General features: G+C 35.9%; 19 protein-coding genes and 2 tRNA genes. 17 read left to right on the top strand and 4 right to left on the bottom strand.

What is annotated here, in order from left to right; translation table 11 throughout:
* The first annotated feature begins 77 nt into the window (after nt 1–77).
* The 6 genes from IJE64_RS03215 to IJE64_RS03190 all read left to right on the top strand — a co-directional run bounded on the left by IJE64_RS03215 (nt 78) and on the right by IJE64_RS03190 (nt 5,424).
* Nucleotides 78–638, top strand: coding sequence for a GNAT family N-acetyltransferase (locus IJE64_RS03215; RefSeq protein WP_292781927.1), 561 nt, complete (start codon nt 78–80; stop codon nt 636–638).
* Between the two features lie 67 nt (nt 639–705).
* Complete coding sequence (truA, locus tag IJE64_RS03210) at nt 706–1,566, top strand: tRNA pseudouridine(38-40) synthase TruA (RefSeq protein WP_292781925.1); 861 nt, start codon at nt 706–708, stop codon at nt 1,564–1,566.
* A 45-nt stretch (nt 1,567–1,611) separates the two neighbouring features.
* Entirely contained in the window at nt 1,612–1,932 is a 321-nt protein-coding gene (locus tag IJE64_RS03205) for a hypothetical protein (RefSeq protein WP_292781923.1), read from the top strand.
* A gap of 73 nt (nt 1,933–2,005) precedes the next feature.
* Nucleotides 2,006–3,328 carry a non-hydrolyzing UDP-N-acetylglucosamine 2-epimerase gene (gene wecB, locus IJE64_RS03200; RefSeq protein ID WP_292781921.1) on the top strand — a complete coding sequence of 441 codons (1,323 nt, stop codon included), beginning with the start codon at nt 2,006–2,008 and terminating at the stop codon, nt 3,326–3,328.
* Nucleotides 3,312–4,400 (top strand): ATP-grasp domain-containing protein, encoded by a 1,089-nt coding sequence (locus IJE64_RS03195; RefSeq protein WP_292781919.1) that lies wholly within the window; start codon nt 3,312–3,314, stop codon nt 4,398–4,400. The genes wecB and IJE64_RS03195 overlap by 17 nt, the downstream gene beginning before the upstream one ends.
* A gap of 1 nt (nt 4,401) precedes the next feature.
* Complete coding sequence (locus tag IJE64_RS03190; RefSeq protein ID WP_292781917.1) at nt 4,402–5,424, top strand: hydantoinase/oxoprolinase family protein; 1,023 nt, start codon at nt 4,402–4,404, stop codon at nt 5,422–5,424.
* 3 nt (nt 5,425–5,427) lie between these two features.
* Here the strand turns inward: IJE64_RS03190 and IJE64_RS03185 are convergent, their stop codons facing one another.
* A complete protein-coding gene (locus IJE64_RS03185; RefSeq protein WP_292781915.1) occupies nt 5,428–5,994 on the bottom strand; it encodes a CDP-2,3-bis-(O-geranylgeranyl)-sn-glycerol synthase in 567 nt (188 codons plus the stop codon).
* Nucleotides 5,995–6,135: 141 nt separating this feature from the next.
* Here IJE64_RS03185 and tes point away from each other — a divergent pair, with 141 nt between their 5' ends.
* From tes to IJE64_RS03150, 7 genes are all read left to right on the top strand, one after another.
* Nucleotides 6,136–7,641 carry a tetraether lipid synthase Tes gene (tes, locus tag IJE64_RS03180; protein ID WP_292781913.1) on the top strand — a complete coding sequence of 502 codons (1,506 nt, stop codon included), beginning with the start codon at nt 6,136–6,138 and terminating at the stop codon, nt 7,639–7,641.
* 105 nt (nt 7,642–7,746) lie between these two features.
* Nucleotides 7,747–8,232, top strand: a complete 486-nt coding sequence (hacB, locus tag IJE64_RS03175; protein WP_292781911.1) for a homoaconitase small subunit — start codon at nt 7,747–7,749, stop codon at nt 8,230–8,232.
* A 26-nt stretch (nt 8,233–8,258) separates the two neighbouring features.
* The gene (locus tag IJE64_RS03170; RefSeq protein ID WP_292781910.1) at nt 8,259–8,879 is read left to right on the top strand and encodes an HVO_0476 family zinc finger protein; all 621 of its coding nucleotides are present in this window, start codon (nt 8,259–8,261) and stop codon (nt 8,877–8,879) included.
* A gap of 12 nt (nt 8,880–8,891) precedes the next feature.
* Nucleotides 8,892–10,172 carry a tRNA (N(6)-L-threonylcarbamoyladenosine(37)-C(2))-methylthiotransferase gene (locus IJE64_RS03165; RefSeq protein ID WP_292781909.1) on the top strand — a complete coding sequence of 427 codons (1,281 nt, stop codon included), beginning with the start codon at nt 8,892–8,894 and terminating at the stop codon, nt 10,170–10,172.
* Nucleotides 10,173–10,371: 199 nt separating this feature from the next.
* Nucleotides 10,372–10,572, top strand: coding sequence for a histone family protein (locus IJE64_RS03160; protein WP_042691314.1), 201 nt, complete (start codon nt 10,372–10,374; stop codon nt 10,570–10,572).
* A 159-nt stretch (nt 10,573–10,731) separates the two neighbouring features.
* Nucleotides 10,732–10,803: transfer RNA gene (locus tag IJE64_RS03155), tRNA-Val, on the top strand.
* A 3-nt stretch (nt 10,804–10,806) separates the two neighbouring features.
* Nucleotides 10,807–10,879 (top strand) — tRNA-Phe (locus IJE64_RS03150).
* An 89-nt stretch (nt 10,880–10,968) separates the two neighbouring features.
* Here the strand turns inward: IJE64_RS03150 and deoC are convergent.
* Both deoC and IJE64_RS03140 read right to left on the bottom strand, forming a co-directional pair.
* The gene (gene deoC / locus IJE64_RS03145) at nt 10,969–11,706 is read right to left on the bottom strand and encodes a deoxyribose-phosphate aldolase (protein ID WP_292781908.1); all 738 of its coding nucleotides are present in this window, start codon (nt 11,704–11,706) and stop codon (nt 10,969–10,971) included.
* Nucleotides 11,707–11,759: 53 nt separating this feature from the next.
* Entirely contained in the window at nt 11,760–13,424 is a 1,665-nt protein-coding gene (locus IJE64_RS03140) for a tRNA uridine(34) 5-carboxymethylaminomethyl modification radical SAM/GNAT enzyme Elp3 (RefSeq protein ID WP_292781903.1), read from the bottom strand.
* A 105-nt stretch (nt 13,425–13,529) separates the two neighbouring features.
* Between IJE64_RS03140 and IJE64_RS03135 the strand changes: the two genes are divergently transcribed.
* Nucleotides 13,530–13,799: a PRC-barrel domain-containing protein gene (locus tag IJE64_RS03135; RefSeq protein ID WP_292781901.1), complete on the top strand. Its 270-nt coding sequence runs from the start codon at nt 13,530–13,532 to the stop codon at nt 13,797–13,799.
* Nucleotides 13,800–13,817: 18 nt separating this feature from the next.
* Nucleotides 13,818–14,117 carry a DUF2098 domain-containing protein gene (locus tag IJE64_RS03130; RefSeq protein ID WP_292781898.1) on the top strand — a complete coding sequence of 100 codons (300 nt, stop codon included), beginning with the start codon at nt 13,818–13,820 and terminating at the stop codon, nt 14,115–14,117.
* Nucleotides 14,118–14,131: 14 nt separating this feature from the next.
* Here IJE64_RS03130 and IJE64_RS03125 read toward each other — a convergent pair whose 3' ends face one another.
* Nucleotides 14,132–16,210, bottom strand: a complete 2,079-nt coding sequence (locus tag IJE64_RS03125; protein WP_292781896.1) for a DEAD/DEAH box helicase — start codon at nt 16,208–16,210, stop codon at nt 14,132–14,134.
* A gap of 128 nt (nt 16,211–16,338) precedes the next feature.
* On the opposite strand from IJE64_RS03125, the gene IJE64_RS03120 reads away from it, so the two are divergent.
* Entirely contained in the window at nt 16,339–16,602 is a 264-nt protein-coding gene (locus tag IJE64_RS03120; protein WP_292781894.1) for a thioredoxin family protein, read from the top strand.
* A 31-nt stretch (nt 16,603–16,633) separates the two neighbouring features.
* Nucleotides 16,634–17,713 carry a cobalt-precorrin-5B (C(1))-methyltransferase CbiD gene (gene cbiD, locus IJE64_RS03115; RefSeq protein WP_292781892.1) on the top strand — a complete coding sequence of 360 codons (1,080 nt, stop codon included), beginning with the start codon at nt 16,634–16,636 and terminating at the stop codon, nt 17,711–17,713.
* Nucleotides 17,714–17,970: the final 257 nt, after the last annotated feature.

The following is a 17,970-nucleotide window of genomic DNA, read 5'->3' as shown; positions in this document are numbered from 1 at the left end:
TATTCAGAATATTTAAAAAAGTATTACTAATTGAATAATTTCAAGGCCAAAAGTAATAACCTCTTAGATGTGTTGGTATGGATGTCATTATAAAAGAGTTGAGAAACGATTCTGGAGAAATTTCACGAATTCAGGAATTCATATTTTCAATGATTAAGGATGAATTCGGGCACGGTTATGTTCCTGAATGGCATCAGGACATCATGAAAATGGATGAGTATTATATCAAACCTGAAAGAAATAATTTCTTTGTTGCTTATTCTGAAACTGGTGAAATCATAGCGACTATTGGAATAAGAGCTTATGATAAGGATTTTCCAGAATTCGAACATTCCTACTCAAGGCAAACTACTTCAAGTATCTGGAGACTTTTCGTTGATAGAAGGTATAGGCGTTGCGGCCTGGCATCTAAAATGTTCTGCATAGCTGAAAATTTTGCAAATAATGCGGGATATGCGAATATCTATTTACATACTCATAAAACATTGGATGGAGCAATGGAATTTTGGTTAAAAATGGGATTTATTGTGGTGTTGGACACCAATAATGAACTACAAACTGTCCATATGGATAAACAGATTCAAAAATTGGACATTAATTCCAACTCTAACGATTTCAAGTATGCTGTGAAATTATAATCTTTTTTTTTTTAAAATCGGGTCTTTTCCTAAAAGCTTATTTTATATTGTGTTTAATATTATAGTGATGAAGAGAACGGCACTAAAGATTGGATACATCGGAACCAACTTTCACGGTTTTCAAAGGCAGCCTGATTTAAGAACCGTGGAAGAGGAATTGATTTATCACCTTCGTAAATTAGACTATATCGATGATTTAAAAAAGTCAAGATTCAGGATTGCGGGAAGAACCGATGCGGGGGTTCATAGTTTAGGCAATGTAATCAGTTTCCAGTCAGAAAAGGAAGTGCGAGTGAATGAAATAAACAATTCTCTTCCTGATGATATTCAGATATTGGCATCTGCACCTGTCCGTTATGCGTTCAAACCTCGCTATGCTCAAATGAGGCATTACAGGTATCTGTTATTCCAAGATTTGGATATTGATAGAATGAATGAATGCGCTGAGCTGTTTAAGGGCACTCATAACTTCACCAATTTTACAAAGCGCTTTCAGAAAACAACCACAAGAACTATTGATGATATTAAAATCACGAAAGTTAATCTGGATGACTATCACAAAAGGGAGTTTCCAAACTTGCATGAGACATTGTCCCCGATATTTGTAGACATCTATGGCGAGTCATTTTTATGGAATATGGTAAGGAAGATGATGAGGGTTTTTGTGGATGTCTCTACTGGAGAAATGGATTTGGATGATGCAGAAAGGCTATTGAATCCGAAGGAAGGCGAACCAAGGGCATATATCAGGGTAATGGAAGCGGAATATTTGATTTTAATGGACATTCAATATGATGGAATTAAATTCAGATATGATGATTATGCATGTGAACGATTTAGAAGAGATTTGGCCGATTCCTTATCGGATTTGCAAAAAAGGTACGCCATTCGCGAGTCAATCATAAAAAGCTTAAATGAATTACATTAACAATTATATAGTAGATGTGTAAATATACTAAATTAAGGTGTTGTGATGACTCGAGTTTATGATGTTTTTGATAAGTTTTCCATTTTAAATATAATCATAGGTTTTGCTTTAGGAATTTATTTGGCTTTTAACCATAACAGTTCCAACATATGGTTTGATGCAATCCCATTCATTTTAATTATTGGTTTTATCATGACAATTCCGCCGATAGTTGATTCTATGATTAGGAAAAACAAATCTGGTGAGAAAACATCAATTAATGCAATTATTGAGGCATTTTTATTAAATGTGGCAATGATTACAGTTTGTACAGCATTTGGAATCGTTATTGGTTCATTTTATATAGGTAATTATATTACTAACTGAAGCTATTTTTTTAACAATTTTTCGTAAAAATTATTTAACCTATTTTAATCAATATATTAATTGAGGATTAATTATGAAAATTGCAACTATTTTAGGCACAAGGCCGGAAATTATTAAGATGGCTCCTATTATTGCTGAAATTGACAAGAGGGGTATTGACCAGGTTGTTTTGCACACTGGTCAGCATTATGACAAGGAAATGTCTGATAATTTCTTTAGGGATTTGGAGATTCCTGCTCCCGATTACAATATTCATGTGGGGTCAGGGTCTCATGCCAGACAGACTGGTTTGATGATGAAAGGTATTGAGGAGATCCTTCTGGATGAAAAGCCTGATGTTGTTTTGGTTCAGGGCGATACTAATGCCGTCCTTGCGGGTGCACTCGTTTGCGCCAAATTGCATATTGCGGTTGGACATGTTGAAGCGGGCCTCAGGTCATTTGATACGACAATGCCTGAAGAGATAAACAGGAGGGTTGCTGATGTTTGCTCAACAATGTATTTCATTCCAACCGAAGAATCAGCAATAAACCTTTTGGCTGAAGGACTGTCAAGAAAAAATCTATTCATAACCGGAAACACGGTTGTCGACGCTTGCTTCAGGCACTTGGAAATAGCTAAAAAAAGAGGATTCGGAGAGCAATCCCTAGCCGATCTCGATATTGAAAACATGGATAACATTTTAACATTGACAATGCACAGGGCAGAAAACGTTGATGTAAAAGAAAGAGTGGTAAACATCATCGGCGCTTTAAAAGAGCTAAATCAAATGAACATCATCTTCCCGATTCATCCAAGAACCAAAAACACGCTGCAAAACTTCGGCCTGTTCGATGAGCTTAACGATTTGGAGCATGTCCACATCGTAAAACCGATAGGATATCTGGACTTTTTGCTTCTAACATCAAGCTCAACATTAATATTGACAGACTCCGGAGGCCTTCAGGAAGAAGCAATAACACTGGATGTGCCTGCATTAACCCTAAGATACAATACTGAAAGGCCAGAAACAGTGGCTGCCGGTGGAAACATTTTGGTCGGTTCAAATAAGGATGCGATACTGGAAAATGCAAACAAAATCCTAACCGACAGTGAATTCGCAGAAAAAATGAAGAATGCCGAAAATCCATATGGTGATGGAAAAGCGGCAGAAAATACGGTTGATGCAATTGAAAAGGCATTTGCTGAGGGCATGCTGAACATTGCAGCTCCAGAGGACATCATGACTTCATTTGAAAGAAAGATGACTCAAATCGATGAAGACATTACTGTGTTGGAATTCGAGAAAAGAGAAAATGCATTAGTCAATTTGGTCTTCACCGGAGAAAAAATGATATTTCCAAGCGATGAATTAAACTTAAATGGTATGATGATTACTTATGATGCAAGAGAATGACTCAATTTTGGTATTCGAATATTTTACGGCTTCAGGCGAAAAAGATAAATGCATCATTTCTGAAGCTGAAGCTTTACTTTTCAGTCTTTTAGAAGATTTAAATGATTTCAATGTTGATTTGGTTGTAAATGAATCTTATGAAGATGCTGTAAATGGTTATGAGAATGTAAATCCTATTTTCATCCAGGGGGATGTGGTGGATTGGCTTGAAGGCAATGCATCCAATTTTAGAAAAGCAATTTTCATAGCTGCAGAAAACAACAACAATCTTTACTCAATTTCAAAGATATTGGAAGAAAATAATGTAAAAACATACAATTCTTCATCAGAGGCTTGTTTCAAGTCATCTGATAAATCAGTAACTTATGAAGAACTTGCAGGCATTGTTCCGCAACCAAGAACATTTAGATTCAAAATTGATTCTAAGGGGTACTGGAAAAGAGCAATTGATAATTTATACGAAAAATGGCAAGCTGAAGACCCTCTAACTCCACTAAAGTTAATAATTAAACCTTTGATGGGAGTTGACTGTGAGGACATTGTTGTCATCGAAAATATTGAGGATTTAACTTTGGATTTGGATAAGATATTCGTACCCGGCTCCAGAGTCATCGTCCAGGAGTTTATTTACGGAATGGATGTAAGCGTAAGCTTGATATCCGATGGCAAAAAAGCCATTCCAATAAGTTTAAACCAGCAATTTGTAGAGCTTGAAAACGATAAGGGAACTTATCTTGGTGGAAAGTTGCCTTATGATAGCAAATTCAAAGATGAGGCATATGACATTGCAGTAAAAGCAGTAGAATCTATTGACGGCTTAAAAGGTTTTGTTGGTGTTGACTTATTAATCAATGCTGATGAAAAAGATGTCTATTCAGTTTATCTTCTGGAGATAAATTCAAGATTCACAACCCCTTATGTTGGCTTAAGTAAAATATCTAACATCAACATAGGAAAAACAATAGTTGATCTGGTTGACGGAAAGATAAGCATTGATGATATTGATGTTTCTTTAGACGGACAAGTGGAATTTAAGAAGTCCGGAGATAATTTGGTAATCAGGAGAACATAATATGAAAGTAGCGGGATTCGATATCGGTGGAGCAAACACCGATTTGGCAATAATTGACTTTGAAGATGATGAAATAAGAAATATAGAGGTTGATTTTGCTTACCTTCCAATGTGGAGTAATAATGATGAATTGTCTCAGGTTTTAGTCGAATTAATTGAAAGAATCTGCCCAATTCAAGAGATTGACGCTGTCGGAATATCCATGACTGCAGAACTTGTTGATGCTTATGACACGAAAAAAGAGGGGGTTCTGGATGTGGTTGAAAAATGTGAGGATACATTTTCATGCCCAATAGCTTATGTTGGAATTGATGGAATGCTTTCAAAAGAGGACATTCAAAAAGCTCCGCTTAAAGCAGCAGCAGCCAATTGGATTGCAACAGCCCAAATAGCTACTTTAATATCTGACAATTGCATATTCATTGATACTGGAAGCACTACAACTGATATCATACCAATAAAAGATGGAAAGGAATGCGCATTGGGCAAATCTGATTTTGACAGGTCTGCAACAGGGGAGTTAGTGTATACGGGAACTTTGAGAACTAATCTCGCCAGCTTTTTAGATAAAGTTGAACTCAATGGAAAAGAGTATAGGGTTGCTTCAGAACTTTTTGCGCAAACTGCTGATGTTTACACTGTTTTGGATTTGATAGATGAGGATGATTATGTCTGCGATACGTTTGATGGGGAGTCAAAGTCTAAAGTTGACTGCGCAAAAAGAATAGCCCGTGTCGTATGTGCAGATTTGGAAATGATATCAATGGATGATGTTGTTGAAATGTCCAAATTCATTCATCAAAAACAAGTTGAACAGATTGCGGAAGGCCTAAAACAGGTTCAAGAAACACAAAACTTAGATTTGATTGTAGTGACTGGGCTTGGTAAGGATATATTGGATAAGCCTGCAGCTGAACTCCTTGGCTTGGAAGTCAAGTCGATGGGAGATATCCTAACTGATGAGGAATGTGTTGTAGCACCGGCTGTTGGAACTGCAGTCATGATGAACAAGTATCTGAGTTAGATATCAGTACCACACGTCTTTTAAGCCAAGTAAATAAGCGCAAGAATTGGATATTAAATGAATTGCTAATGTCAATACGATAGCTATTATGATGAAGAGCAGACTAAGTTCAACAACTGTTGAAACCAGCAGCAATGCAACTATTAAAAAATCGAGCTGATCTAAAATTGGGGCAGGTTTTCCACGACCAATTCCCAATCTTCTTTTTAAAAAACTGCCTAGAGCATCACCTAAAAGAGCACCGAAACCAAGCAAAAATCCGATTACTATTCCGCTAGGGATGTCGGTGATTATTGGAGTTATGATGTATTGTCCAAATGCTGCAAGTATTTGCGGGCCGAAATATCCTTGGACGGCTCCTGTCAAAATTCCGATTAGTGTCCCGCCAATTAACCCTCTCCAGGTAACTCCATCGCCTATCCAACGAATGCCTTTGCTGTCGGTTTTTCCGAAATCTACCGGAAGGCCTCCGCCAAAGACCAGTCCCCCTCCGTTTGAAAAGTATGCTGGAAGGATAAAGTAGAGTGTAGTAACACATGCAATTAAAATCATTTGAATATCAATATTCATTGAGTTTTCTCCAATATTTTTTATATATATTATATTATAACTAGTATATATATTGAATAAGTTTAAATATTTAATTAATTTAAATATATAATATTATGAAGTTTGTGCTAATGGTGTAATATTGTTAGTGAAGGTGATAATTTGAAAATTAAAGATACGAAAAGTTTATGCCCAGAATGTGGCAAGCCTCTTGATGCTGAAGTTTTCAGTGAAGACGGCAAAGTCTTCATCAAAAAAACTTGTGATGAGCATGGGGAATTCGTAAACACTTACTGGGGAGATGAAGAATTATATAAAAGGGCTGAAAAATTTACTCCGTCAATTACAGCTGTCAATAATCCTTCCGTTGAGGATTCTGCACCTTGTCCAAGCAATTGCGGATTATGTTCAAAACATGAAACTTCAACTGTATTGGGATTAATCGATGTAACAAACAGATGTAATTTAAGATGTCCGGTTTGTTTTGCTAATGCGGCTGCTGCAGGATACCTGTATGAGCCTACTCAAGATGAAATTAGGCAGATGCTTAGGAATTTAAGAAACCTAGAACCTTATCCATGCCCAGCTATTCAATATGCTGGTGGAGAGCCTACAGTCAGAAAGGACCTTGTGGAACTTGTTGCCATGGCAAAAGAAGAAGGGTTTACTCATGTTCAAATAGCTACAAATGGTTTGAGGTTAGCTAGAAAAGAAAGTCTTGCAAAAGAATTGAAAGAAGCCGGCTGTAATACAATTTACTTGGCATTTGATGGTGTTACTCCGGAACCATACATTAACAACAGGGGAAAAGATTTGCTTCCTCAAAAGTTGCAGGCCATTGAAAACTGTAGAAAAGCAGGATTGGGAATGGTATTGGTTCCTACTTTAATCAAAGGAGTGAATGACCACCAAGTCGGAGAAATCATCAAGTTCGCATTTGACAATAATGATATTATTTACGGCGTTAATTTCCAACCAGTTTCATTTGCAGGAAGAACCCCTGCCGATGAAGTGGAAGAGCAAAGAATTACAATCCCTGACTTTGTAAAAATTATTGAAGATGAAAGTGACGGTCAGGTTTCAACCGATGCATTTTACCCACCTTCATTTGTTGAACCTATAGCTAGGTTCATTTCCGCTCTTGATGGTGAAGACAGGCCAAAAGTAACCTTGAATTGTCATCAACATTGTGGAATAGCCACTTATGTATTTAGGGACAAAACAGAAGGGCCGGGCAAAGATAAACTGATTCCTATCACTGACTTCATTGATGTTGAGGATTTATGTGAAAAGATAGATGAGTATGCAGATATTATTCTTGAAGGCAAGTTTGCTGCAAAGAAAAGAGTTTTAGCTAGCGCAACCAAGAGACTTCCAAGAATGGTTCATAAAAGCAAATCTCCTGAAAACTTAGATATTTCTAGAATTTTATTAAATGTATTTACCAAAAGGTCTTATGATGCTCTGGGAGACTTTTCCAAGGATGCAATGCTTATTTCCTGTATGCACTTCATGGATCCATTCAATTTCGATGAGGATAGGGTTAAAAAATGCGTGATTCATTATGCAACTCCTGACGGTAGAATCATTCCGTTCTGTACCATGAATTCAATGTATCGTCAAGATGTTGAACAGGAATTTGCAAAACCATTGAAATCAAAAAATTAAAGAAAATTTTCAAATCACCTTAAAACTTATTTCAGTATTTGGGTTTTCCCAAATACTTCTGTATTTTTTTAGATTATTTTTATAGATTATTGCCTAGTGATATAAATGGATATTATTAAAGGAAAAACATGGACTTTCGGAGAAAATATTGACACTGATGTGATAATTCCTGGAAGGTATTTGAGAACATTCAATCCTCAGGATTTGGCGGATCATGTTCTTGAAGGCGAACGTCCGGACTTTACAAAGAATGTTGAAAAAGGAGACATTATTGTAGCTGATGAAAATTTCGGATGCGGGTCTTCAAGAGAGCAAGCTCCAGTGGCCATCAAAACTGCTGGTGTTGATGCAATCATCGCCAAGTCTTTTGCAAGGATTTTCTACAGGAATGCTATTAACATTGGTTTGCCGGTCATCGTATCAGATATCGAAGCAAAAGACGGGGACATTATGAGCATTGATTTGTCCAAAGGAGAACTAATAAATGAAACCACCGGTGAATCAACTACTTTCGAACCATTTAAAGAGTTCATGTTAAATATTTTGGAAGATGGTGGTTTAGTTAACCATTATCTGAATGATAAAGAATAATTTTTATAATTTAAGAGGTATTAAAAATGGATTGTCCGATTTGTGGTAGTGATGATGTTGAAATTTTAAACTCGAAACAGAAATCATCAAAGAAAAAGCTAACAGAAGAATACTTATTGAAATGTGAAGATTGCGGTCATGTTTTTAAAGATGTCATCTCTTTAAAAAAGCCTAGGCCTTATAGATTAATTATTTCAGAGCAAGATAAATCTCATAAAACAACAATAGAATTATCTCCAAGTGATGAATTGAAAAGCGGTGATGTATTGCTTTCAGATATGGGTCAGGTTGAAGTCACAAGCATTGAAGTTGGAGATAAAAGAGTAAAAAAAGCTAAACTTGAAGATATAAATACTATTTGGGCCAATTCTATTGAAATTCCGGCCCGTATTGGTTTTTCTGTAGATTTGCATGGTGAAGTCGACTCTTATAAATTGGATTTGGAAAGGGATTTCGAAATTGCCCCTGGAGACATTGTCAAGATAGATAAACATGTTGTAAAGGTGCATGTTGTAAAGACCCAGGAGAGAAAATTGACTTCCGGTTTTGCAAAGGCCGCAGTAATTACAAGAGTTTATTCAAAACCTGTTAAATTCAGCAACTATGATTATGATTTGACTAAGGATATTGTTAAGAAAACTTCTTAAGCGTGGATTTTTATGAAAGCGTATATTGAATCTTACGGATGCACATTCAACAAGGCGGATGCACAGATTATTGCTGGTGTTTTGGTTGAAAATGACATAGTCATTGTTGATGATATTGAATCGGCTGATGTGATTATTGTGAATACCTGCTATGTTAAATTGCCCACCGAAAATAAGATGATACACAAAATCCAGCGGCTTCAGGAAAAATATCCTGAAAAGAAGATTGTTGTCAGCGGATGCATGGTTGAAATAGATCCTGAAAAATTGGATAAGATAGGGCCAAATTGTTCATGGATTGGGCCTCATCAATTAAACAAGTCTGCTGATGTGGTTATGGACACTTATTGTGGGGAAGTAATTCGCGAATGCGGATTTTCAAAAGACACTAAAGTGGGCGTTCCCAAATTAACGGACGATAGTTTGATTCATATTATTCAAATCTGTGAAGGATGCTTAGGTGCATGCACATTCTGTTGCACTCGTTTTGCACGCGGGCCATTGAATAGCTATCCTATTGCAGACATTGTTGAAGAGGCCAGGATGGCCATTGAAAATGGGGCCTGCGAGATTCAACTCACTGCTCAGGACACTGCTGCATTCGGTCGTGACAGCGGTGAAAACCTATCTGATTTAATCAAAGAAGTGGCTAATTTAAAAGGAGATTTCAGAGTACGTGTTGGAATGATGCATCCTAAAAATGTTTTGGGCAATGCTGATGAAATAATCGATGCAATAAAACATCCGAAGGTATATGATTTCATTCACTTGCCGGTACAATCAGGTAGTGACAAGGTTTTATCAGACATGAGGAGGGGTCACACCATAATCCAATATTTGGATATCGTATCCAAATTTAGAAATGAAATTCCTGATTTGACATTGGCAGTTGATATTATTGTAGGTTATCCGACAGAAAATGATGACGATTTTGACCAAACTGTGAAATTTCTTGAAAATGTTAAGCCAAGTTTGATACATTTGTCAAAGTATCAGCACAGAAAGGGTGCCCTGTCATCTTCACTTCGTGAGGTTCCTTTTGATGTGATGAAGAAAAGATCAAAATTTTTATCAGAAATTAAATCAAAAATAACCGAAAATGAAAACCGGGAACTGGTTGGAACCACTCAAAAGGTATTGGTTGTAGAAAAAGGTTCTAAAGGCGGATTTATTGCAAAAACTGATTCGTATATTCCTGTAATTGTTGATGATGTTAAATTAGGTTCATTCGTTAAGGTAAAAATAACTGATGCAACAGCCACATACCTTAAAAGCGAATTATTGAAAGAATAATTTTTAAGTTAATGTAATAACTTATTTTCATATTTTCACCTAATTTTTATCCTTTAATTTTATATAATTTATCTATTTTTATTTGGTTTTCAAAAGCATATAGAAATAATTGATGTGTTATAATATAGGCGATTTTTATTCATTTTTACCGATACCTTTATATACTATTGTGTACTATCATTTAATTGGAGGTGTCATAATGAGTGAATTACCAATCGCACCAGTCGGTCGTATCTTAAAAAATGCTGGCGCACAAAGAATTAGTGACGATGCAAAAATTGCATTAGCTGAAGCATTAGAAGAAAAAGGTGACGAAATCGCACAAAAAGCTGTTAATTTCGCACGCCACGCTGGTAGAAAAACTGTAAAAGCTGAAGATATCAAATTAGCAATCAAATAGATTTACTAATTGGTTATTTTCAAAAAAAAGCTTTCTATAATAAAATCTATTGGCCATTTCTTTGGTCAATTTTTTTTATTTTTAACTATTTTTAATTATTTTCATACTCTTAAGAAAACTTTATATATCACTTGTTCTAAACTATATTATGTTGTATAAGGACCGGTGGTCTAGGGGTATGATTCCTCTTTGACGTGGAGGAGATCACGAGTTCGAATCTCGTTCGGTCCATATGCCATGTTAGTTCAGATGGGAGAACGCTAGACTGAAGATCTAGATGTCGCTGGTTCAAGTCCGGCACATGGCATTCTTTTTTACTATTTTTACTAGAATTTATTTTTTTGTGATGATTTTCTAGCTATTTAAAAAATAATTGGATTAAGTGGAATTGCCACATTAATCCTTTTTGGTTAGAGTGATAGGTTTTGGTGTTACTTGGGTGTTTTCTCTTAAATCCTTGTATCTTTGAACAATCTCATAACCGAAATCACTTCCAATTTTATCTGCACCGCCAGTTAATATTTGATTGGCAGTTTTATAATCGTTAATGCCTCCGTTTATTTCAATTTTTATTTTTGGAGCATGCTTCTGGAAGATATTGATGTCATTGACATTTTCGAATATGTGGTTCGGACTCACAAATCCTGTTGCGGTTTTGACGAAATCAGCTCCGGATTTTTCTGCGGCTTTTGCGATATTTGCCTTTTGATAGTCTTCCAATGCTTTGGTTTCAATAATGATTTTGAGGGTCTTGTCTCCTATGGCTGCCTTTATTTGGCTTATTTCAGCTTCAAGCAAGTCATATTTTTCATCTTTTATATAGCTTAGATTGGCCACTACTTCGATTTCATCGGCTCCATTTTCGACTAAGGATTTTGCTTCGGCCACCTTACTTTCAGTGCTTTCAAAACCTAAAGGAAATCCGACAACGCTTCCCACTTTGATGTCGGTGTCAGCTAAAATTTCTTTGGCTAACGGAACGTATGTCGGTGATATGATCACTGAATTAAAATTTAGCTCTTTTGCTTTTTCAAGAAATTCTCTCATTTCCGCTTCGGTGATTAAGTTGTTTAAATTAGTGTAGTTGATGTAACTTGCTAATTCTTTTGAGTTTTTAATATTATATATTACCATAGTACCACTCTCTTGATTAGTTAGTATTTATACGAACATATATTTAAATATTTTCATATCAGTCTTTTCTTCATGTAAGGGCCAACCTTTTCATATCCGAATTTACGATAATAATTTCGGGACCCGATTCCACTGATGATGGCCACTTCCTCATATCCTTTATCAATAGATAGACTTTCAGCTTCTTTTAGGAGTTTTTCGCCAAATCCGGTGTGCTGGCCAATTTTTGGATTTTTATCTCCAATTTTTATCATGTTGCCGTATACATGCAGTTCTCTGATAAGTGAGGTTTTGTCTGAAATTTCCGCTCTGAAATGATTTTCAGATGGAAAACGCAGTCTTAAAAATCCTGCAATGCTCTCTTCATTTACATCTTCAATGGATAAGAAGTTTTCCTCACCTTCACATGCCGTGTAGGTTTCCTTAAACATCTCAAATTCATCCAATTCATATTCTCTTGAAGTTTTCTTGTGCCCTATTTCACGGCATCTTATGCATTGGCAGCTGATATGCTTTTCATCGAGTTTGTTGTAAACGAGTTCTCCTAAATTGGATTTCTTGACGCCCGCTTCAATGAGGGTTGAAGGAATGTCCCTTTGTATTCTCATGGTTCTTACCCATTTCGGAAGAATCTCTTTGATTTTTACAATCAAATCGACGGCCTGTTCATCAGTGTAAGGACTGTATTTGCCTTCGGCCCACAAATCATACAGTTCACTGCCTTTCGTAACAAGACATGGATAAATCTTAAGCATGTCCGGTTTAAAGTTATCATCACTGAATAGCCTTTTAAACATTTTAAGGTCCTGCTTTTCATCTACAAAAAGTCCAGGCATCATATGCATTGCCACTTTTATTGCGGAATCTCTTAGAAGCTGATTGGATTCAATAACGTCAGCTATCGTATGGCCTCTTTTTATTTTCTTGTATAACTCATCAGATAAAGTCTGCACGCCCAGTTCTACTCTTGTAACTCCAAAATCCAACATCCTGTTGATATGCTCTTTTTTGCAGTAATCCGGACGGGTCTCAAATGTCATTCCAACGCATCTTACTTTGGAATTCTCATTTGCTCCTTGGATGTCCTCTATTAAGACATAGTCATTCGGGGGATATGCTTTGAACACTCCCTTTTCGAAACTTCTGATTTCATTGCAATCTAGATTATAGTCATAATTCGTTGGCTTATTTTCAATTATAAGTCCAAAATCAGTCATTGCCTTAAGGCATTGTGAAACGAACCATTCCTGATAGCACAAATCTCTTGATGGAAATGTTCCTCCCATTATTATTAGTTCCACTTTATCGATGGGATGGCCAATTTTTTTCAGTTGCTTTAACCTGTTAAAACATTGGACATATGGATGAAATTCATACATTCTTCCCCTAAGCGCAGCCGGTTCCTCACCAGTATAGCTTGGAGGGGCTATTTCACTTTCAGGACAATAAAAACATCTTCCATGAGGGCATTTATGCGGATGACACATGACTGCAACGATTGCAACGCCGGACATTGTCCTTGTAGGCTTTTTCTTCAGAATCCCTGAAACGATTTCCTTTTCTTCAGGTTTTGCATATTCCAGTATGTCGGCATTGCTCATGAATCTGGATAGTTTCAAATCCCTGCAGAGCTGTCTTTTTTCAACTTCAAGGTCACGTCGAGTAGATATTTTGCCATTTAGGATATCTTCAATAATAATTCGACATGCTTTTTCCATTTTTTCACCAGCGATTAAATTAATAGTTAATGTTATATAATTGTATTTATTTAAATACTTGTTTATTCAATATAATATTATATTAATAATTATGAAGGTGAAATTATGAAAATTAGAGACTTTTTAGGTTCTACCGTTTTAGATAAAAAGGCATATGAAGTAGGTAAAGTTGACAATGTTGATTTCAATGCAGAAACAGGTCAAATTGAAAAAATCACATTGACTTTACAAAAAAATCTCTTCTCTAAAGATGAACTTGAAATTGAATTTGATGATATAGCTACCATTGGAGCATATGTCATTTTAAACAAGGAAATTCCAAAACCACAAGACGAAGAAACTGTTGAAGCTACTATTGAAGTCGACGACGAATAAATTTAAAAAGGTAGTATTATGGCTTTTGATGCAAGAGATAAAGAGATTGCTCTTGATTCACATGTCAGATATGTCGATACGGGAACAATCGGCAAGGTCCTGGATGTAAAAACCACTGATGGTGTTGATTGGGTCAAAATCGATAAAACTAATTTATGGTATCGTTCAAGTCTAGTCGAATTGCTTGATGAAAAAGATTTAAAGAAACAATTCGATGATGACGGCAATGATGAACTGGATGTAGAAGCTTTAAAAGAAAAAGCAGAAAAACTTGAAAACATGCAAATGGATTCAAGTGTTGCTGAAGGTGGAGGTTAATCCTCCTATTTTTTTCATTTTTCACAAAACAATCTAATTTTTTCAGCAAGTTTAGGTCCGATTCCTTCAATTTGTTGCAGTTCTTTTTGAGATACACCACTTAAATCGTTACCAAATATTTCAACCACATTTCTAGCTCTTTTTCTACCAAGTCTTTTTACGCCAACGACTAATGGTATTATGTCTTCTTTCACACCGTAGTATAGTCTAGCAGATAGGAAATCGAAGTCTTTTAGATTGGAATAATTTCCCAAAACCTCTGATGTATTTTTAGCAAATCTCACAAGGCGTGACGCTTCATAAGCGGATCTTCTAGTTGAAGCGGAATAAACGTTATACTTGTTTTCAATTTCATATTCGCTTCTCTCATTGATCCATTCAATTAGGGAAACTGTTGTCGCTTCGGGGTTTCCAATATCTACTGCAAATAATCCTACTTCGGATAATTTGTCACGAACAGGATCTTTTGATTTTCTTCCTTTAAATGAGATTAACGGCAAATCTGGAGTTTCGGAAAGTGCATAGATGAACTCCTCAACATTCATTTCGCTCATGGTTGAAATATATTCTTTTATTTTTACAGCTGTTTCGACGCTGTAATTGGATTTTGCAATTAGATTTCCAAATTCAGTAGTTTTAAGCCCTTCGGGTGTTGCTCTTATGATTCCATTTTGAAGCAAAAAGCTCAATGCATTCTCAAGCTCATACTTTAGGCTATCCTCTGCAAATAGTGACATTGAGGGATTGTTGCTCATTTGATATCCATAAAGCGTTTTTCCAAAAAAGTCAGTTAAATCATTAATGTCTTTTGAAAGTGTTGAGGCGATTTGGGCTATGATTTGCCTGTAGATTGCGTCTTTATTGTCCACCAATTTGGAGTTGGTTAATTCAATTTCTCCTTCAACATAGTATTCTTGTAAATTCAGAGCTTCATCCATTGTTTTGGCGATGAGATATGAGTATCCCACATCATCATATTGGGGTCTTCCGGCTCTCCCTGACATCTGCTCATAGTCAAAAACAGGAATCGGTTGAGGTCCATTGCTTGTCCAGCGTGTATGGTCCCTAATAATCACGGTTTTTGAAGGCAGATTGACTCCATACATTAAACTTGGTGTTGCAGTAATCATTAAAATGTTTCCTTTTCTAAATTCATCTTCAATGATTTCTTTCTGTTCATTGAATAGTCCTGCATGATGGAATGCGACGCCCTTTTCAGCCGCTTCAGCTAGCTTGACACAGGTCGTTGTTGGAAGGGAGCCTTTCTTTTTTGGCACTTCAAGCAATTTTTCAGCGACTTCTTTGAATTTTTCCCTTTGCTTAACGTTTATTTTTTTGCTGATTTTTCCAGAAACGTAAGTGGCTAAGCTTTCTGTAAACCTTCTTGTTGACACGAAGGCCAAAGCCTGTGATTTGTCTTTGATTGCTTTCTCGATTACCTTAACAATGACATCATTCTTATTTTTGGTATTGAACATTTCCGCATCAAGGACCTCTTTATTCAATGGGACGGGCCTGTAGTCGTGTTCAATGCATGTCCCTTCAAGCCATCCTTCAATCTCTTCAATATTTCTCAATGTTGCAGAAAGGGCAATGATTCTCATGGAAGGGTTTATAATTTTTGCCCTAGTTATTGCAGCTTCAAGTGTAGGGCCTCTGGTGAATTCTCCAATCATGTGAAATTCATCGATGATTAATGTGTCAACGTCACGCAGATTGTCCCATGAAAATCGTGTTAGTGCATCAAATGACTCAAAAACCATGACTGATAAATCTGAACTGGATGGGTGTTTTCCCACATTGATTCCATGCTTTTCAAATGCTTTAAACTCCTTTACTTTTTCATTTTGGATTGAAAGAAGAGGGGCAGCATAAACTGCTTTTCCACCTTGGAGAATAGTTTTAAGTGCAGGAAGTACTCCCAGAACAGTTTTTCCACTTGCTGTTGGAATTGAAATAATGTAATTTGATGTGTCATCTAAATATCCTGATTCGATAACTGCTTTTTGAGCAGGATTGAACTCTTTAATGTAAGGATATGCATCATTTATTATTGCTTTAATTTCATCAGGTAAATTTTCCATTTTAATCATTTAATTTTTATTTTTTTAATATATAATAAATATTTGCAGAGAGCATTTGAAAACTATTGAAGGTGGTAACAGTTATATATTACAAATTATTAAAATAGTTTTAAATCAAATTATAGGAGATTAATATAATGGCAATTAAAGTAGAAGTATTTTCAACTAACTCCTGTCCGCATTGTCCGGCAGCAATTGATGCTGCTCAAGCAGCAAAAAATGAATTAGGCGATGCAATCGATGTAGAAATAATAAAAATCGATGAAAGTGCAGAAAATAGACAAAGAGCAATCGATTATCAAATAATGGCTGTTCCCACTATTATGATTAATGGCGAATTGGAATTCTTGGGGGCACCTGCTGAAGGAGAACTTCTTGACAGGCTCAAATCTTTAATCTAAATTAAACTTTTTTTCATTCTTTTTTGTTAAAATGACTAATGACAACTATATTGGGGTTACAACAGGCACGGTTGCAACAGCATGTTCCCTTGCCGCTTTGGATGCAATCATTGAATCGCCGGATATTGCATGCGTTAAAGTTGAAACTCCCAAAAAAACATTAGATATTATTATTGATGAGTGTAAATTATTGTCTTCTTTTAAGGCGCAAGCCGTAGCTCATAAAAATCCATATAATGATCCTGATGTAACTGTTAATTTGGACATTATTGCCACTGTGGAATTATTGGATAAAACCGCAGAAGAATCTAATGTTGTCATTACTGGAGGAGAAGGTGTCGGCAAGGTTACAAAACCCGGCCTTCAGATTCCCATTGGGGATTATGCAATCAATCCAGTTCCTCGCAGCATGATTGTTAAGAACTTGGAAGATAAAATTCCTGATGGCAAAATAGCCAAAGTTGTAATCTCAATTCCTGAAGGTAAGAATATTGCCCGAAAAACAATGAATCCTAAATTGGGCATTGTCGATGGGATATCCGTTTTGGGAACAACTGGAATTGCAAGGTCAATGTCCAGTGAAGCATATAAAAATTCAATTGTTAAGCAGATTGATGTTGCCATCGCTTCTGAAATCGAGGATTTGGTTTTCGTTCCAGGAAACATTGGCGAAAAATTAGCCCTTAAAAAATTGGATGTTGCAAAGGAACAAATCATTCAAACTGGTAATTATGTCGGGTTCATGTTTGAAGAAGCTGAAAATAGGGGAATCACTAAATTCACTTACTTTGGCCACATGGGCAAACTAATAAAAGTTGCCGGAGGAATATTTGACACAAAGCATGCTGTTGCAGACGGCAGGCGCGAGATAATGGTTACTCATGCAGCTCTCTGTGGTGTTGACCGGGAAAATCTGCAAAAATTATACGATTCCAAAACAACTGATGACATGATGGACATCTTAAATGAAGTCGGCCTTTCATTAGAAGTTTCAAACAGCATCGCATCTGCAATTCATGAGCGATGCATGCAACGATTTGACTTGGATTTGAATGTGATTTTAGTGGATATGGAAGGGAATTATTTGAACGACAATATGGGCACTGTTTAATTACCTTCTTTTTAAAAATAGTTAAGTTTATATAAAATTTTAAAATAAGATTATACGAGAGAGTTATTTTTAAAGTAAACCTCTTTGAAGATGTACATCTATTGATTTTTAATGTCTACAGCGAATATTGTAGGGATTTTTTTCTCTGTAATAAGACATTAAATTTGACTTTTTTTTATTAAGAATTTTTCTAATTTTCGGATATTTATTTAAACAATAATATGCTATTTATCACTACTTTATAGTTCTCTAGATTA

This window comes from Methanobrevibacter sp., from assembly GCF_017409525.1.
Lineage (GTDB): Archaea > Methanobacteriota > Methanobacteria > Methanobacteriales > Methanobacteriaceae > Methanocatella.
The sequence above is the reverse complement of the archived record's forward strand: the minus strand, read 5'-3'. Positions and strand labels throughout refer to the sequence as shown.

Coding starts and splice junctions, on each gene's coding strand:
- IJE64_RS03165 (WP_292781909.1), top strand. CDS start 8,892: ATGAAAGCGTATATTGAATCTTACGGATGCACATTCAACAAGGCGGAT.
- IJE64_RS03185 (WP_292781915.1), bottom strand. CDS start 5,994: ATGAATATTGATATTCAAATGATTTTAATTGCATGTGTTACTACACTC.
- IJE64_RS03140 (WP_292781903.1), bottom strand. CDS start 13,424: ATGGAAAAAGCATGTCGAATTATTATTGAAGATATCCTAAATGGCAAA.
- IJE64_RS03190 (WP_292781917.1), top strand. CDS start 4,402: ATGAAAGTAGCGGGATTCGATATCGGTGGAGCAAACACCGATTTGGCA.
- IJE64_RS03135 (WP_292781901.1), top strand. CDS start 13,530: ATGAAAATTAGAGACTTTTTAGGTTCTACCGTTTTAGATAAAAAGGCA.
- IJE64_RS03170 (WP_292781910.1), top strand. CDS start 8,259: ATGGATTGTCCGATTTGTGGTAGTGATGATGTTGAAATTTTAAACTCG.
- IJE64_RS03125 (WP_292781896.1), bottom strand. CDS start 16,210: ATGATTAAAATGGAAAATTTACCTGATGAAATTAAAGCAATAATAAAT.
- wecB (WP_292781921.1), top strand. CDS start 2,006: ATGAAAATTGCAACTATTTTAGGCACAAGGCCGGAAATTATTAAGATG.
- IJE64_RS03130 (WP_292781898.1), top strand. CDS start 13,818: ATGGCTTTTGATGCAAGAGATAAAGAGATTGCTCTTGATTCACATGTC.
- IJE64_RS03195 (WP_292781919.1), top strand. CDS start 3,312: ATGATGCAAGAGAATGACTCAATTTTGGTATTCGAATATTTTACGGCT.
- IJE64_RS03120 (WP_292781894.1), top strand. CDS start 16,339: ATGGCAATTAAAGTAGAAGTATTTTCAACTAACTCCTGTCCGCATTGT.
- deoC (WP_292781908.1), bottom strand. CDS start 11,706: ATGGTAATATATAATATTAAAAACTCAAAAGAATTAGCAAGTTACATC.
- IJE64_RS03205 (WP_292781923.1), top strand. CDS start 1,612: ATGACTCGAGTTTATGATGTTTTTGATAAGTTTTCCATTTTAAATATA.
- truA (WP_292781925.1), top strand. CDS start 706: ATGAAGAGAACGGCACTAAAGATTGGATACATCGGAACCAACTTTCAC.
- cbiD (WP_292781892.1), top strand. CDS start 16,634: ATGACTAATGACAACTATATTGGGGTTACAACAGGCACGGTTGCAACA.
- hacB (WP_292781911.1), top strand. CDS start 7,747: ATGGATATTATTAAAGGAAAAACATGGACTTTCGGAGAAAATATTGAC.
- IJE64_RS03215 (WP_292781927.1), top strand. CDS start 78: ATGGATGTCATTATAAAAGAGTTGAGAAACGATTCTGGAGAAATTTCA.
- IJE64_RS03160 (WP_042691314.1), top strand. CDS start 10,372: ATGAGTGAATTACCAATCGCACCAGTCGGTCGTATCTTAAAAAATGCT.